This is a genomic window from Pseudomonas sp. SWI44 (assembly GCF_002947915.1).
GTDB lineage: Bacteria > Pseudomonadota > Gammaproteobacteria > Pseudomonadales > Pseudomonadaceae > Aquipseudomonas > Aquipseudomonas taiwanensis.
Map to the genome: position 1 here is coordinate 670,281 of NZ_CP026674.1, position 13,969 is coordinate 684,249.

Below are 13,969 nucleotides of genomic sequence, written 5' to 3' on the forward strand. Positions count from 1 at the left end.
CCAATGCCCACAGAAAACCGATCCAGCATCACAGAGGCGCCGACCCAGCACTCACAGGGTCGCCGTGAACGATTCCAAAAATGGGTTATCGAGACCAAGCACCCAGTCCTCGGATATCTCGATGGCAGTTGGCTTGCCCGAGGCGATGATCGCGAAGGCTATGCAGACAAATATGTGCAGGGCTTGTGGGTAGCCTACAAAGAGTTTGCCCAGCCAGTCCCGCAGCCCCACCCCGAGCCGATAGCGTGGATGGTTGGTACTGCCTTCTGGTGGACCAAAGAAGAGGCAGAGAGGGATTCGGCGGAAGTTGGACAGCCGGTGATCGGTCTGGGGTCCATGATCGATACAGTTGAAGTTGAACGGCTGCGCGCCGAGAACATCAGGCTGATCGAGGACCGGGCTCGCTTCCCTGATCGGCCGGATGACATCGGCATCATGATCGGCAGCCACATCGGGAGCCTGAAAAATCAGGTTAAGTCGTCGGAAGGCTACGCAAGAAAATGGCGGTGGGAGCTTGAAGCCGCAAAACGCAAGCTGTCCGAGCGGGAGGCGTTGCTCAAGCGGTGCGAGGACTCCCTGTTCAACCTGCTGTGTTTCGGCGTGGCGGAAGATCGAACCGAAGCCGACAAGCTGATCGAAGAGTTGCGCTCCTTGTCAGCCAGCGCGGAGCCACACGAGCGTGAACAGGGCATACCAGGCACATCGTTCCAACGCCTGAACATGCTGGCCAACCAGGGCGAATAGCTCGCCGGCCTGTTAGAGAACATTTGTACTCCACGCTGTAACCCCTCTCCCCTCTATTCACTGCCGCGATATGGCGGCCAAGGATCTGCCGTGGGCAAAACAATCATCCTGACCGGAAAAGCTGTCGTGAACTTCCGCAAGGTCATGAAGGACGTTCCAGACGACGAGGCGCAGGACCTGGTGGATATGAACGACACCAGGGAGGACCAGATCACCGAGGACGACCTGCTCGACATCGAATGGATTCATGACGACGTGACGATTGAGGTGAAGGAATGACCCGCCTCGCCCTCTTCCTCCTGCTGCTGGCCACCCTGGCCGGCTGCAAATTCGAGGTCTGCATCGACGCCTCAGGCAAGAGCTGCAGCCAGGCCCGCGCCAGCACCTGCGAGTTACGCGCTGACACCCGGCGCCAGCTCTCCCCGCACGAAACACAACCCGAACCGACACCCGCTCTGGCGCCTGGGCGCTGGATTGATGAGAGGTATGAGCTGTGAGCAAGGTAATTCACTTGGTTTCGCACTTCGGTTGCTTCGACGATCACGACTGCCAGATAGCTTGCAACCAGGCCGGCGAAGACATGGACGGCTCTGACCGACCGAAAGAGGTCACCTGCAAGAAATGCCTCCGGGTGTATGAGGCACGCGAGCGGCATGCCCGGGAGCAATTCGAAAAGCGAGAAGCTGCGTTGAAGGTGGCGCCATGACCGACCTGATCGAAGTGAGGGTATCCAACCTGGCCGGCGCGGCGCTGGATTGGGCGGTGGCGCAGGTTGAGGGCATCAGCACCATCATGCTGTCGCCCCGGAAGGAAGAGCCCCCAAAGCCCTTCGCACTGTTCGGCTCTCTGGCTCTCAGCGTGGGAGGTGACGACCAATCGAGCTTTACCCCTTCAAGCTGCTGGCACTGCGGCGGCCCGTTGATCGACAAGTACAAGGGCAGCGCCCATCATAACCCGCACCTGGAGGACAGCAGCTGCCAATACAGCGCAGGCCCGGAAGGCGCCGGCATTTGGCTCTACGGGCCGACCGCATTGGTTGCCTTCTGCCGCACCCTCGTCCTCACCAAGCTCGGCGATACCGTCCAGGTGCCGAAGGAGCTTATCCAATGAGCAAACGCGCCGTTCACATGTACGAGTGGGATGGCGGCACCGAGGCCGATCAAGACCCGCCAGAAGACGTGCTGTGCGGTACCGAAGGAGAAATGCAAGACGAGCAGTTGGCAAGCGATTGGCGTCACGTCACCTGCAAGCGCTGCCTCAAGCTGCGGGCCAAGCAGTTGGCCAGGTGGGCGGCCGAGGAGAGAGACCAGAAGGTCAAGCTGTTCGACGAAGCCCAGGCCATCACCATCGAGCTGGGGCACCGCAACATCTCAACCGCAATCAAGGCCCTGATCAGGGAGCGCGATCAGCTTCGGCAAGATCGCGACGCCCTGCTGGATGCCGGAGGACACCTTCTATGATCCTGCCCCTGATGTACATGGCCTACCTGATCTACAGGGGGCCGCGATGACAGCCGAAATCTTCCAGTTCCCGGCCACGCGCCGGACGCACAACAACCAAGTCGCAGCCAATCAGGCCCAACGAAAGAAGTTGGCCGACTGGTTCCGGGCAATCGCCCAGCACATCGAAGGAAACGAGATCGAGCGCGAGCCGCTGGCAGCCATGATCGTGCTCAGCAGCGCCGCAGGTGACGAGGTTCTGCATGTGGGCTATGCGGCGGACGCCGTATGCATCCGTCAGGCCGGCAGCGCCGCCTCCCGCTGGTCCGGGCTTTCCTACCAGCGCCGCGGCGGCAATTTCTTCGACCGCATCAAGTAACCCCTCCCCCTACTACTCAAGCCCGCCGACATGCGCGGGCGAGGATGCCCTATGTCCGCAATCAACCGATTCCACGAAGTCGCCAACGATGCGCTGGTGGCGATCAGCGACCACCTGCTGCCAGAAGCCAAGCTGACCCTGGTTATCTACACGCCAGGTGAGCCGGAGCAAGACATTGTCCTGAAGGGCCCCGGCGCTGATGCCGACGAGGTCGTGAACACCCTGCGCCGACGCGGCGGCCTGAGCCTCGATGGCGAAAACGCCTACAAGCTCGGCCTTTGCGACGTGGTCGTGGGCTCCCTGGCGTGCGGAAAGCAGAACAACAACCCGCCACCGGTCAATCACTGGGGGCAGCAGTTCTGGGATATCGGCCGGGCCGAGGGAGCGCTGCAGGAAGAACTGGTGCAGGCGCTGCGCCTGGCGCGCAAAGAGCTAGACGCCTGCCAGCGAGTGATCCACTACGCCGGAGGCTTCACGCCGGCCTACGTCGACTATGCCCAAGCCGCTATCAAGGTGGCTGACACGGTGCTCGCGAAAATCCCTGCCTGACCACCAACCTGCCGCCACCGGCGGCGTGGAGACACCCATGCTCGAAACCATCGAGGTTGTGCGCATCAAGCGCTTCGCCGCAAACACGGCTGGCCGCGATTTCGCGGTTGGCGATATCCACGGGCACTTCACCAGGCTGCAGGCCGCGCTGGACGCCGCCGGCTTCGATCCGGCAGTTGACCGCCTGTTCAGCGTTGGCGACCTGGTCGACCGCGGGCCAGACAGCCTAGCCGCCCTTGAGTGGCTTGATCGCCCGTGGTTTCACGCGGTACGCGGCAACCACGAGGAAATGACCGTATCGGCCTTCCGCGAAGGAAGCACCGACCTGCACTTCTGCAACGGCGGCGCTTGGTTCTACGCGCTATCGCAGGATGAGCGGGCCGATGTCGTTGTGGCGCTTGAAGACATTCCGCTGGCCATCGAGGTTGAAACCGCACACGGGATTGTCGGAATCGTTCACGCGGACGTTCCGTACGGTCGCTGGCCTGATTTCAAGCTGAGCATTGAGACTGGCTCACCTGCCGAAGCAGAGCATGTACAAGCTGTCGCCCAGTGGTCGCGCAGCAGGATCAACTCAGGTGACACCGATCCCGTGACAGGAATCAGCGCCGTAGTTGTCGGGCACACGCCACTCCGCCAGGCCGCCTTACTCGGCAACGTCTACCACATCGACACTGCCGGCTGGATGGATGGCCATTTCACTCTTCTTGATCTGGCCACCCTCCAATGCACGCCACCTATTAACCCGAAGATCACTCACGACTGGGACTGAGCCAGGAGCCACTCATGAACCTGATCGACTGCTACGTGACGAAGATCCTCAGCGAGCCGTACCGCAAGTTCGGCGCCTGGTGGGTCGATGTCGAGTACAACGCCTGGGGCAGCACCAGCAAAACCGAACTCATGTTCCGCACCGAGGAAGCCGCCCGCGCGGCGAAGGTCGGGCACCACTTCTTGGCCTGAGGAGGCACCTATGAATACCCATTTCCTGCTCATGGCCCAGTACGGCGGCCAGGCAATCATCCCGCTCGAGCGCGTGTGCCTCGACTACTTCAGCCATCTGACCCCGGAGAAGATGAAGGGCAAGGTGGCGCGGGGCGAGATCAACCTGCCGCTGGTCTGCATGGAGAGCAGCCAGAAGTCAGCACGTGGCGTGCACCTGAACGATCTGGCCGCCTATTTGGACGCGCAGCACCAGAAGGCCAAGACCGAGCACGACAAGCTCATGGGTCGCGGTCTTCGACGCGTCTCTTGATCCTCTTCTGGGCCTCGATCACGGGGCCCGTTATCACCTTCTCGATCCATCCCCATCCTTTATATGGATCGCCATTCCCCCGCAGGTGCGTATAGCGCCGCATCGAGTTCCAATCCCGGTGACCAGAAACAGAGGCCACCTTCGGGATATCCCAGCCCATTTCGAACAGACGGCTGACGCCATCGTGGCGCAGGTCGTGAAAGTGCAGGTCGTCTATCTCCAGGAAGTTGCAGGCCCTGGTGAAGGATGCAGAAATCGACTTCGAGTTGTACGGAAACACCTCATCGGCTACACGAGGCATCGACTGCAGGATCCGCCAGGCCTCATCCGGCAGATGGCACCAGACGTCGTTGCCGTACTTCTGGCCAGGGTTCTTCATGTCGGTGATCAGCGCCGACTGATCCTTCTCGTTTAGCGCGTCCCAGCGGATTCGAGTGATCTCCTCTTGCCGGCGGGTGGAGAACAGCGCGAACAGCGTGACCCGCTGCATGTCGATCTCCTGCTTGCGGCGGTCGCGCATCTCTTCGAAGTACTTCAGGATCTTTTCGAGCTCGCCCATGGTAGGCCGGCGGTTGCGCTCACGGCTCCGGGTGACGGCGCCCATCTTGCGCAGCACCTTCCGAGCATCGGGCATGGCGTGTGGGTCGACCTCATAACCCCAGGCCGGCCTGGCAACAGACAGCACGGCGCCGAGGTGGGCCAGGTCGTTACCCACGGTCTGCGCCTGGATGCCGTCCTTCTCCATTCGCCACATGGCATAGTCCACCAGCTTCTGACTGGTCAACTCGCTGTCGACCACGTCGCCCAGCCAGGTTTCCTTGATCGCCAGCAACGTAGCGCGCTTGGTCTTGCCAAGTGGCCGCAGCTTCTCGTACTGGTCAAGGTACTTCTCGACCATGTGCTTGACCGTGACTCCGCTCCGATTCGCCTTCTCGATCGCGCCCGGCTCGTGCAGCTCGGCCTCACGTTTCCTGATCCAGGCCTGAGCCGTAGTCTTCCGATCGAAGGTCTGGCTTTCCTGATAGACTTTCACGCCCTTGCGCATGATCCTGATCTGGGCGTCGTAGGTGGTAGACCCGTCTTTCCTTTTGCGGGTAGTGATGGTGCCCATTTTGCTAAATCCTCCAATGCCTTTGCTGAAATTCAGCAACGGGGTTTGGAGAATAAGCAAAAAAGGTGGTAAACGATAGAGAATGAGAGAAACCCGAATGCACCCCGAAACACCAGAAAACGCGGCCCGCCCAATGGATACGGTAGTAAGGCGATTTTCTGTTGCACCGATGATGGATTGGACCGACCGCCACTGTCGGTTCTTCCTGCGCCTGCTGTCCAAGCACACCCTGCTCTACACCGAAATGGTCACCACCGGTGCGCTCCTTCACAACGACGCCCACCGCTTCCTGCGCCACGACGTTTCCGAGCACCCGCTGGCACTGCAACTGGGCGGTAGCGTCCCGGCCGACCTGGCCGCCTGCGCGAAACTGGCCGAGGAGGCTGGTTACGACGAGGTCAATCTGAACGTCGGCTGCCCGAGCGACCGGGTGCAGAACAACATGATCGGTGCCTGCCTGATGGCACATCCCGCGCTGGTGGCCGATTGCGTCAAGGCCATGCGTGATGCCGTATCGACTCCGGTCACGGTCAAGCATCGCATCGGCATCAATGGCCGCGACAGTTATGCCGAACTGTGCGATTTCGTCGGGCAGGTACGCGAGGCCGGTTGCCGTAGCTTTACCGTGCATGCGCGTATCGCCATCCTCGAAGGGTTGTCGCCCAAGGAAAACCGCGAAATCCCGCCGCTGCGCTACGACGTTGCCGCGCAGTTGAAAGCGGACTTCCCCGACCTGGAAATCGTGCTCAACGGAGGCATCAAGACCCTGGACGAGTGCCAGACGCACCTTGAGACCTTCGATGGCGTGATGCTGGGACGCGAGGCGTATCACAATCCGTACCTGCTGGCCGAGGTGGACCAACGCCTGTTCGGCAGCGAAGCGCCGGCGGTAAGCCGTAGCCAGGCACTAGAGACGCTGCGACCGTACATCGTTGCGCATCTGCAAAGCGGGGGCGCAATGCATCACATCACCCGGCATATCCTCGGGCTTGGCCAGGGCTTCCCGGGGGCGCGGCGGTTCCGGCAGTTGCTGTCGGCGGATATTCATAAAGCGCCTGAACCGTTGGTGGTGTTCGACCAGGCGGCGGAGTTGCTGCAGGGGCGGTGACACGCCAGTCAGCGCCTTGCTGCCGACAAGCCGTCTTTTACGGGGACGGGATTGCAAAGCGACGCCAAGGAACCTCTGGCTCGGTTGCGACTCGAACGCTCACCTTTAAAGCCCGCGCCCACAGGGATTCGCGGTGTTCGCCCGAGCAGCGTCGGCAGGCCTTGAGCAGCTGCCGGGGCTCGGGTAATGTCGAGTAAATGCACAGGACAGAGCACGCCCATGACCTCCAAGCTGGAACAACTCAAGCAGTTCACCACCGTGGTCGCCGACACCGGGGACCTGGATGCCATCACTCGCCTCAAGCCAGTCGATGCCACCACCAACCCGTCGCTGCTGCTCAAGGCAGCCGCCATCCCTGGCTATGCCGACCTGCTCAAGCAGGTGAAAGCCGACGCCAAGGGTAATGTCGACCTGGCGTGCGACAAGTTCGCCGTGGCCGTGGGCGCGGGCATTCTCAAGGTCATCCCTGGGCGCATCTCCACCGAAGTGGATGCCCGTCTGTCGTTCGATGAACCGGCGCTGCTGAACAAAGCTCGCCAACTGATCGCCCTTTACGAAGCCGCCGGTGTGAGCAAAGACCGCGTGCTGATCAAGCTAGCCTCCACGTGGGAGGGTATCCGCGCCGCCGAGAAGCTGGAAAAGGAAGGCATCCAGACCAACCTGACCTTGCTGTTCTCCTTCGCCCAGGCCCAGGCCTGCGCCGATGCCGGGGTGTTCCTGATCTCGCCTTTCGTAGGCCGTATCTACGACTGGTACAAGAAGAGTACCGGCCAGGAATATGTCGGCGCCGAGGACCCGGGCGTGCAGTCGGTCACCCGCGTCTACAACTACTACAAGGCCAATGGCTACAACACCGTGGTCATGGGCGCCAGCTTCCGCAACATCGGCCAGATCGAGCAGTTGGCAGGGTGTGACCGCCTGACCATCAGCCCTGAACTTCTGCAGCAGTTGAGCGATGATCAAGGGCAATTGCCACGCATACTCAAGCCGGGTAATGCCGGTGAGGCCAAGCAGGTACTGAACGAAAGCCAATTCCGCTGGGCGATGAACGAAGATGCCATGGGCACCGAGAAACTCGCCGAAGGCATCCGTCAGTTCGCGCGGGATCAGGAGAAACTGGAAAAACTGATGGCTGAAAAAGCCTGATACATACCGGGTTTGCCTGACGGGCGGGAAGTGTTCACATTTTCCGCCCGTTTTATTTTGCACCGTCCGTTAGACGCTGGCTTGCCAGCGTAGGGCCTTTTAGCCACCAGAGCTGTCAATGACACCCTCCTCCTCTTTGCCGCTCGTTCTCGCAGGCCCAGTATTGCGCCGCCTGGAGCCCCAGCGCCTGGCCATCTGGCTCGCCTGCACGCAACCGCTGCAACCCGAATTCACCCTGGACTGCCCTGGCATCACGCCAAGGACCGATTGCCAGGTCATCCCAGTGGGCAAACACGCCTACCTGCACCTGCTGGACATCCATTTCGCGCAGCCCCTGCCCTGCAACGTCGAGCTTCAATACGATGTGCTTCTCGGCGGCCGAGGCATTGCCGACTGGGCCGAGCACCTGCTTTACCCCGGCCAGCGGCGCCCCAACTTCGTGCTGCGCGAACGCCTTGACCAGCTACTACACGGCTCTTGCCGCAAACCGCATCACCCCGCCACCGATGGCCTGTTATGTGCCGATCGCCTGCTGCAGCAATGCCAACGGCCTGAACAACGTCCGGCGCTGCTGTTGATGACTGGCGATCAGGTCTATGCCGACGATGTGGCCGGCCCGATGCTGCGGGCCATCCATGCACTGATCGCACGCCTGGGCCTGCTCGATGAAACCTTGGACGGCGCCCTGGTCAGCGACAGCGCCGCACTCTACAAGCACCCCGCCTGCTACTACCACCGTGCGGACTTGCTGCCGGCGCAGGAGCGCAACGAAACCCTGCGCGAGCGTTTCTTCGGTGGCAAACGCAAGCCGATCTTCTCCTCCAGCAATGCCGACAATCACCTGGTGACCTTCGCCGAGGTCATGGCCATGTACCTGCTGGTATGGTCGCCCACGCCCTGGCAACTGGTCGACCTGACCATGCCGCAAGGGCTGAACCCCCAACGCCAGGGTCGGTACCACAAAGAGTTGCCGCTGATCGAGGCCTTTGCCGTCAACCTGGCTCCGGTGGCCCGGGTGATGGCGCACCTGCCGTGCTTGATGATCTTCGACGACCACGACATCACAGATGACTGGAACCTGTCGGCACAATGGGAAGAAACCGCCTACGGCCACCCCTTCTCGCGGCGGATCATCGGCAATGCGCTATTGGGCTACCTGCTGTGCCAGGCCTGGGGCAATGACCCCGATGGCTGCAAAGCGCTGGTCGGGCAAGTCGGCGCGCTGGCCGAAACCGCGTCGGGTAGCCAGGTGCAGGATGAACTGATCGGCGAGCTACTGCGCTTTCAGGGCTGGCAATTCAACCTCCCCACCAACCCGCCTCTGCTGGTGCTGGACACCCGCACCCGACGCTGGCGCAGCGAAAGCAACCTGGCCAAGCCCTCCGGCCTGTTGGATTGGGAAGCACTGTGCGAGCTGCAGCAGGCGCTGCTCGACCATCCTTCCGCCATCATCGTGTCACCTGCACCGATTTTCGGGGTGAAGCTGATCGAGACCGTGCAGAGGGTGTTCAGTTGGCTGGGCTACCCGCTGCTGGTAGATGCCGAAAACTGGATGGCCCACCGGGGTGCAGCGCAGGTGATCCTGAACATCTTCCGCCACTCGCGCACACCGGGGCATTACGTGATCCTGTCGGGGGATGTGCACTATTCGTTCGTCTACGAAGTTCTGATTCGCCATCGTCAGCGCAGCCCGCACCTGTGGCAGATCACCAGCAGCGGCATCAAGAACGAATTCCCCAAACGCCTGCTGGCGGTGCTCGACCGGCTGAACCGCTGGCTGTACGCGCCACGCTCGCCGCTCAACTGGTTCACCAAGCGTCGGGAGATGGAAGTGATACCGCGCACGCCCAGCCATGCCGATGCAGGCGAACGGCTATGGAACAGCGCGGGGCTCGGACAGGTATTCTTCGATGAACAGGGGCGGCCAGCGCGGGTGTTCCAGTTGAATGCCGCCGGTGGAACGGCGACGGAGTTCATGCGACGGGCGTGAGCTTTGGCTTGGATTCACTGGCGCCTTCGCGGGTGAACCCGCGAAGGCAGCGATGCAGAGGTGGGATCAGGTCCGCTCCAGCGCATTTACCAGGTCGTGGAAGGCTTCGCGATTGGAGTCGTTCAACCCCATCAGGATTTTGTGCGCCTCCAGCACCTTGGAGCGCACCACGTCCTCGCTCTGGTCCTGGGATGGCAAGTCGGTCAGGCATTCCGGGCACGGCACCGGACGATCGACGATGTTGAACACCTGATCGAAACCCATCGACTGCAAAAGACGCGAAATGTCCGGGTTGGTGGTGACCACGGTCGGCAACAGGCCAACCTTCTGCCGCGACAGAATCGACAACTTGGCCAACAGGCCCAAGGTAGTGCTGTCGATGCTTTCGGTCTCGGTCAGGTCGATGACGATGGCCGAGAAGTTCAGCGCGGTGAAGATCTTCTCGATCGTCGCATCCAGCGCCGAACACAGGGTCAGGCGCACTTCACCGACAAATTTCAGTACAAAGGTACCGCTTTGCTCGGCGAACTGGATTCTACCGGTACTCATTGAAGGTTCCTGCTCAACACCAATAGGGCGATATCATCCGGCATCTCCCCAAGCGTAGCCAATCCAAATCGTTGGCGCAGCCCATCCAGGCTACCACCCGCTGTCTTGACGATGTCCGGCAAGGCAGCTTCTTTATCTTTGAGCGTGTCTCCCGGCAAAAGGTCCAGAATGCCATCGGACATCAGGCTCAGGCTGAACTGCGGCGGCAGCTCGATCACCTGGTCCTGATAGGTGGCCTCGTCGAACAGGCCCACCGGCAAACCACGGCCTTCCAAGTAACGCGCCTGGCCCGGGGTATACAACACCGGTAGCGGCAGGTGACCACCAACGGCGTAGGTCAGCAGGCCGGTTTCCTCGTCGATCACCCCGCCCACCATTGTGACATGCTTGCCCAGCTTACAGTTGATCAGCCCACGATTGATGTGGCTGAGCACTTCCGAAGGCTTGAACTCACGATTCCTGTTGCGTTTTAGCTCGAACAGCAGCCGTGTGGTCATGAACTTGAGCAACACGGTGACGAAGGCCGACGACGCACCGTGTCCGGAGACATCGGCCAGGTAGAAGGCAATGCGTCGGTCATCCACGCGGAAGTAGTCGGCGAAATCGCCAGACAGGTACAGCGACGGGATGATCTGGTGTTCGAACACGAACTCGCCGGCGCCCCAGGGGCTTTCCGGCAGCATGTTCATCTGCACCTGACGGCCGGCGGTCTGGTCTTCCTGCAACAAGTGCAGGCTGGCCTCGAGCTCACGGTTGGCCGCTTCGAGCTTCTCGCGGTAACGCTGGTTTTCCAGCACCAGCCGCGAACGATCGAGCGCTCGGCGTACCGAGTGCTCGAGCACCGCCAGATCTTCCAGCGGCTTTATCAGGTAATCGGCCGCACCCAGGCGCAGGGCCTCGACGGCATCGCTCATCACCCCGGCTCCGGACACCACGATGACCGGCAACTGCGGCGCGCGCTCGCTGACCTGGCGGATCAGTTCGAGGCCGCCCATCTGCGGCATGCGCAGATCGCAGATCACGAGGTCGGGCTGGTGTTCTTCGAAGACCTGGAGCCCCTGCTGGCCATTGCTGGCCTGAAGGACGCTGAAGCCACTGTCTTCCAGATAGGCGGCGAGGCTCGCACGGACCACGTCGTCGTCATCGATGATCAGCAGCGTTGCACTGGTTTTCTGCATGTGGGCGAACGGCGCCGGTTTGGGTTGGTGAAGCGGTGTCATCAAGACTGACAGCCGACTACAGGGATACTCGGTGGTAACACTCTCTTTGAGTTGTAGGACAAGAAAACTGACCCAGCAACTGGCGGAGGTACCTCGTAAGGCGCAGACGGTACTCCCATCCGCCAGGCGTTTCAAGCACAGCTAGGTCGACGCCCCTGCTCTTTACAGGGCAAATCACCGGGAGTTATAAGAAAGCCGACCCGTGCAACCCGATGGGAAGGATGCAGCATGCCCCAGACGCCCACCAGCCACAGCGAAAAACGTGATTTCATCCGCATGCGCATCGATACCGAGGTCAGCCTGCTACATGCCGGCCAGGTGATCGCGGCGGTATGCCTCGACCTGTCCAGCGGTGGCATGCAGGTACAAGCCGCGCAGCACTTCAAGGTGGGCGATCGACTCGAAGTGCGCATCGACTCCGACCATCCGGCACTCAGGGGATTGCACGCCAGCACCGAGGTCGTGTGGATCGCCGACCAGCCCACTGGGCAGCAGAAGCTTGGCCTGCGTATCCTGGCCATGCATTGAACACTCATGGCATACGAAAAAGGCGACCCTGAGGTCGCCTTTTTCGCACCAATGTGAATCAGAAGTCGTCTTCGACTTCGCCATCCTTGACCTTGAACTCGCGGTTCTGCAGGTAGGCATTGCGAATGAAGATGTACTTGTCACCCTGAATCAGCTTTTCCGCCGACAGCAGATTAGCGCGGGTATCGATCACGTCCAAAGCGAAGATCGAGTTGCGGGTCGGTACATGGTCCATGTAGCGGTAGGGCTTGGTGTAGGTGTCCGGGTACTTGGACAGGCCGTCACGTACCGTGCTGGGGCCCAGCAGCGGGATCACCACGTACGGACCGCTGCTCACGCCCCAGTAGCCCAGGGTCTGGCCGAAGTCTTCATCGTTGCGCTGCAGGCCCATCTTGGTGCCCACATCGAAGAAGCCACCAAGGCCGAAGGTGGTGTTGACGATCAAGCGCGCGGTGTCGATGCCGGCAGCACGGGGCTTGAGTTGAAGCACATCGTTGACCAGGTTGGTCACATCGCCCAGGTTCTGGAAGACATTGTGGATACCATCTTCGAGGAACTGCGGGGTAATGGCCTGGTAGCCCTTGGCCAAGGGCTTGAGTGCATACGTGTCGACGGTGTCGTTGAACCTGAAGATCGGACGGTTGACCGCCTCCCAAGGGTCCTCCTCGGTGGCTGCCTGGGTAGCTGCCACGGGCGCCAGCAGCAAGCTGGCGCAGACACAAGCCTGGGTGACCCGCTCGATCACACCGGCACCGATCCTACGCATAGATGTTTCTCCATCGATTTTCTCGGCCGCAGCCACGCTCAGTGCGCTGCAAATAAGGCGCCAGTATAAAGGCTTGCGGGTTGAGAAACAGCTTTACACATTTTTGCTCAATATTTTGTGAACATCTGTTGCTGGTCATTGGGCCGTAACATTCGCGCCCTAGCCTGCGGACTATTTCAGGGACGTTGCCATGCATGATGCACCTGCCTTCACCGCTGTGCTGTTCGGCCTGCGCAATTGCCTGGTACAGGCTCGAAACGGCAGCCCCCTGCCCGCCCCTGGCGCGCTCGATGCCCTGGCCGGCTTGCGGCGCCGGCAAGTGCCATGCATCTGGCTCGATGAGCAGAGCGTAGCCCAGAGCAAGCACCTGGCCAGTGTGCTTCCGCAATGGCTGCCTGGCCATGGGGCCAACGGCGCGCAATGGCCTGCACCGAATGCCTGCTGGCAGGCGCTGATGTGCCTGGGTAGCCCGCGCCTGGAAGGCTGCGTACTGGTCAGCGGTGAACCCCGGCTGCTGCAATCAGGCCTCAACGCCGGCCTGTGGACCGTCGGCCTGGCTGCTTGCAGCCCATCCTGCGACCTTGCCTCCAGCGATTGGCAAGCCATGAGCCCGCACGAGCAGGAACTGGCCCGCGGTAGGGCGACCCTGGCATTGTTCGACCTTGGCGTGCACTCGGTCATCGACCACCTCGAAGCGCTGGACACCTGCCTGGTCGACATCGCCCAGCGCCGACGCAAAGGCGAAAAACCCTGATACAGCACCGTTGATGCGGGTCATGCAAAGCGTGGGCAAGTGGATTACGCTTGAAGACAGGCGAGAACCTTTGCCCCGTCGCCGAGGTCCATGCCTTGCCAAGCCATTGATGGAGAACAACCAATGCCTGCCCGCGAATTGCAAGAGCGACTGAACAGCCTGCGCGAGCAACTGGATCGAAACGTGCCGCTTTCGGATGAGGAACTGGCCGCCCTGCATGAAGAGGCGCGACAGATCGAGGCGCAGTTGAAGCTTGAGGAAGCGACACCAGACCACAACCTGGTGGATGGAGTGAATCTGGCGATCGAGCGTTTCGAGGCCGATCACCCGGATCTGACCGCGACCCTGCGCAGTATCGCCAACTCGCTGCACAGTATGGGTATCTGAAGAAGCGAGGGCCGCTGCGCGGCCCATCGCCGGCAAACCGGCTC

General features: G+C 61.2%; 20 protein-coding genes. 16 read left to right on the forward strand and 4 right to left on the reverse strand.

Features of this window, described 5'->3' with window-relative positions; genetic code table 11:
- The first annotated feature begins 3 nt into the window (after positions 1-3).
- From C4Q26_RS03390 to C4Q26_RS03435, 10 genes are all read left to right on the forward strand, one after another.
- Positions 4-744, forward strand: a complete 741-nt coding sequence (locus tag C4Q26_RS03390; RefSeq protein WP_104882769.1) for a hypothetical protein — start codon at positions 4-6, stop codon at positions 742-744.
- A gap of 90 nt (positions 745-834) precedes the next feature.
- Positions 835-1,023, forward strand: a complete 189-nt coding sequence (locus tag C4Q26_RS03395; RefSeq protein ID WP_104882770.1) for a hypothetical protein — start codon at positions 835-837, stop codon at positions 1,021-1,023.
- Entirely contained in the window at positions 1,020-1,241 is a 222-nt protein-coding gene (locus tag C4Q26_RS03400; RefSeq protein ID WP_104882771.1) for a hypothetical protein, read from the forward strand. Before C4Q26_RS03395 ends, C4Q26_RS03400 begins: the two co-directional genes overlap by 4 nt.
- A gap of 205 nt (positions 1,242-1,446) precedes the next feature.
- A complete protein-coding gene (locus tag C4Q26_RS03410) occupies positions 1,447-1,854 on the forward strand; it encodes a phage protein NinX family protein (protein WP_177429822.1) in 408 nt (135 codons plus the stop codon).
- Entirely contained in the window at positions 1,851-2,204 is a 354-nt protein-coding gene (locus C4Q26_RS03415; protein WP_104882772.1) for a hypothetical protein, read from the forward strand. The genes C4Q26_RS03410 and C4Q26_RS03415 overlap by 4 nt, the downstream gene beginning before the upstream one ends.
- 46 nt (positions 2,205-2,250) lie before the next feature.
- Positions 2,251-2,562, forward strand: coding sequence for a hypothetical protein (locus tag C4Q26_RS03420; protein ID WP_104882773.1), 312 nt, complete (start codon positions 2,251-2,253; stop codon positions 2,560-2,562).
- Between the two features lie 51 nt (positions 2,563-2,613).
- Complete coding sequence (locus tag C4Q26_RS03425; RefSeq protein ID WP_104882774.1) at positions 2,614-3,111, forward strand: hypothetical protein; 498 nt, start codon at positions 2,614-2,616, stop codon at positions 3,109-3,111.
- A gap of 37 nt (positions 3,112-3,148) precedes the next feature.
- Positions 3,149-3,883 carry a metallophosphoesterase gene (locus tag C4Q26_RS03430; RefSeq protein ID WP_104882775.1) on the forward strand — a complete coding sequence of 245 codons (735 nt, stop codon included), beginning with the start codon at positions 3,149-3,151 and terminating at the stop codon, positions 3,881-3,883.
- 14 nt (positions 3,884-3,897) lie between these two features.
- Positions 3,898-4,074, forward strand: coding sequence for a hypothetical protein (locus tag C4Q26_RS28060; protein ID WP_177429823.1), 177 nt, complete (start codon positions 3,898-3,900; stop codon positions 4,072-4,074).
- Positions 4,075-4,084: 10 nt separating this feature from the next.
- Complete coding sequence (locus C4Q26_RS03435; protein WP_060476680.1) at positions 4,085-4,366, forward strand: pyocin activator PrtN family protein; 282 nt, start codon at positions 4,085-4,087, stop codon at positions 4,364-4,366.
- Here the strand turns inward: C4Q26_RS03435 and C4Q26_RS03440 are convergent.
- The gene (locus tag C4Q26_RS03440; protein ID WP_104882776.1) at positions 4,335-5,477 is read right to left on the reverse strand and encodes a site-specific integrase; all 1,143 of its coding nucleotides are present in this window, start codon (positions 5,475-5,477) and stop codon (positions 4,335-4,337) included. The two genes, C4Q26_RS03435 and C4Q26_RS03440, sit on opposite strands and share 32 nt — an antisense overlap.
- Positions 5,478-5,574: 97 nt before the next feature.
- Here C4Q26_RS03440 and dusA point away from each other — a divergent pair, with 97 nt between their 5' ends.
- The 3 genes from dusA (at position 5,575) to C4Q26_RS03455 (ending at position 9,721) form a co-directional block, all read left to right on the forward strand.
- Positions 5,575-6,585 carry a tRNA dihydrouridine(20/20a) synthase DusA gene (gene dusA, locus C4Q26_RS03445; RefSeq protein WP_371919583.1) on the forward strand — a complete coding sequence of 337 codons (1,011 nt, stop codon included), beginning with the start codon at positions 5,575-5,577 and terminating at the stop codon, positions 6,583-6,585.
- A 219-nt stretch (positions 6,586-6,804) separates the two neighbouring features.
- On the forward strand, positions 6,805-7,731 hold the full coding sequence (gene tal / locus C4Q26_RS03450; protein ID WP_104882777.1) for a transaldolase: 927 nt from the start codon (positions 6,805-6,807) through the stop codon (positions 7,729-7,731).
- A gap of 118 nt (positions 7,732-7,849) precedes the next feature.
- On the forward strand, positions 7,850-9,721 hold the full coding sequence (locus C4Q26_RS03455; RefSeq protein ID WP_104882778.1) for an alkaline phosphatase D family protein: 1,872 nt from the start codon (positions 7,850-7,852) through the stop codon (positions 9,719-9,721).
- Between the two features lie 66 nt (positions 9,722-9,787).
- Here C4Q26_RS03455 and rssC read toward each other — a convergent pair whose 3' ends face one another.
- Positions 9,788-10,270 carry an anti-sigma factor antagonist RssC gene (gene rssC / locus C4Q26_RS03460; protein WP_023379600.1) on the reverse strand — a complete coding sequence of 161 codons (483 nt, stop codon included), beginning with the start codon at positions 10,268-10,270 and terminating at the stop codon, positions 9,788-9,790.
- The gene (rssB, locus tag C4Q26_RS03465) at positions 10,267-11,448 is read right to left on the reverse strand and encodes a two-component system response regulator RssB (protein ID WP_023379599.1); all 1,182 of its coding nucleotides are present in this window, start codon (positions 11,446-11,448) and stop codon (positions 10,267-10,269) included. The genes rssC and rssB overlap by 4 nt, the downstream gene beginning before the upstream one ends.
- 270 nt (positions 11,449-11,718) lie before the next feature.
- Between rssB and C4Q26_RS03470 the strand changes: the two genes are divergently transcribed.
- Positions 11,719-12,018, forward strand: a complete 300-nt coding sequence (locus C4Q26_RS03470; protein WP_023379598.1) for a PilZ domain-containing protein — start codon at positions 11,719-11,721, stop codon at positions 12,016-12,018.
- 58 nt (positions 12,019-12,076) lie between these two features.
- Here C4Q26_RS03470 and C4Q26_RS03475 read toward each other — a convergent pair whose 3' ends face one another.
- Positions 12,077-12,784, reverse strand: coding sequence for a VacJ family lipoprotein (locus C4Q26_RS03475; protein WP_027906774.1), 708 nt, complete (start codon positions 12,782-12,784; stop codon positions 12,077-12,079).
- A 190-nt stretch (positions 12,785-12,974) separates the two neighbouring features.
- Between C4Q26_RS03475 and C4Q26_RS03480 the strand changes: the two genes are divergently transcribed.
- Both C4Q26_RS03480 and C4Q26_RS03485 read left to right on the forward strand, forming a co-directional pair.
- Positions 12,975-13,538: a hypothetical protein gene (locus tag C4Q26_RS03480; protein ID WP_027906773.1), complete on the forward strand. Its 564-nt coding sequence runs from the start codon at positions 12,975-12,977 to the stop codon at positions 13,536-13,538.
- Between the two features lie 123 nt (positions 13,539-13,661).
- Positions 13,662-13,925 (forward strand): DUF4404 family protein, encoded by a 264-nt coding sequence (locus tag C4Q26_RS03485; RefSeq protein WP_015269548.1) that lies wholly within the window; start codon positions 13,662-13,664, stop codon positions 13,923-13,925.
- The last annotated feature ends 44 nt before the right edge of the window (positions 13,926-13,969 follow it).

Coding starts and splice junctions, on each gene's coding strand:
- C4Q26_RS03390 (WP_104882769.1), top strand. CDS start 4: ATGCCCACAGAAAACCGATCCAGCATCACAGAGGCGCCGACCCAGCAC.
- C4Q26_RS03400 (WP_104882771.1), top strand. CDS start 1,020: ATGACCCGCCTCGCCCTCTTCCTCCTGCTGCTGGCCACCCTGGCCGGC.
- C4Q26_RS03410 (WP_177429822.1), top strand. CDS start 1,447: ATGACCGACCTGATCGAAGTGAGGGTATCCAACCTGGCCGGCGCGGCG.
- C4Q26_RS03415 (WP_104882772.1), top strand. CDS start 1,851: ATGAGCAAACGCGCCGTTCACATGTACGAGTGGGATGGCGGCACCGAG.
- C4Q26_RS03420 (WP_104882773.1), top strand. CDS start 2,251: ATGACAGCCGAAATCTTCCAGTTCCCGGCCACGCGCCGGACGCACAAC.
- C4Q26_RS03425 (WP_104882774.1), top strand. CDS start 2,614: ATGTCCGCAATCAACCGATTCCACGAAGTCGCCAACGATGCGCTGGTG.
- C4Q26_RS03430 (WP_104882775.1), top strand. CDS start 3,149: ATGCTCGAAACCATCGAGGTTGTGCGCATCAAGCGCTTCGCCGCAAAC.
- C4Q26_RS28060 (WP_177429823.1), top strand. CDS start 3,898: ATGAACCTGATCGACTGCTACGTGACGAAGATCCTCAGCGAGCCGTAC.
- C4Q26_RS03435 (WP_060476680.1), top strand. CDS start 4,085: ATGAATACCCATTTCCTGCTCATGGCCCAGTACGGCGGCCAGGCAATC.
- C4Q26_RS03440 (WP_104882776.1), bottom strand. CDS start 5,477: ATGGGCACCATCACTACCCGCAAAAGGAAAGACGGGTCTACCACCTAC.
- dusA (WP_371919583.1), top strand. CDS start 5,575: ATGCACCCCGAAACACCAGAAAACGCGGCCCGCCCAATGGATACGGTA.
- tal (WP_104882777.1), top strand. CDS start 6,805: ATGACCTCCAAGCTGGAACAACTCAAGCAGTTCACCACCGTGGTCGCC.
- C4Q26_RS03455 (WP_104882778.1), top strand. CDS start 7,850: ATGACACCCTCCTCCTCTTTGCCGCTCGTTCTCGCAGGCCCAGTATTG.
- rssC (WP_023379600.1), bottom strand. CDS start 10,270: ATGAGTACCGGTAGAATCCAGTTCGCCGAGCAAAGCGGTACCTTTGTA.
- rssB (WP_023379599.1), bottom strand. CDS start 11,448: ATGCAGAAAACCAGTGCAACGCTGCTGATCATCGATGACGACGACGTG.
- C4Q26_RS03470 (WP_023379598.1), top strand. CDS start 11,719: ATGCCCCAGACGCCCACCAGCCACAGCGAAAAACGTGATTTCATCCGC.
- C4Q26_RS03475 (WP_027906774.1), bottom strand. CDS start 12,784: ATGCGTAGGATCGGTGCCGGTGTGATCGAGCGGGTCACCCAGGCTTGT.
- C4Q26_RS03480 (WP_027906773.1), top strand. CDS start 12,975: ATGCATGATGCACCTGCCTTCACCGCTGTGCTGTTCGGCCTGCGCAAT.
- C4Q26_RS03485 (WP_015269548.1), top strand. CDS start 13,662: ATGCCTGCCCGCGAATTGCAAGAGCGACTGAACAGCCTGCGCGAGCAA.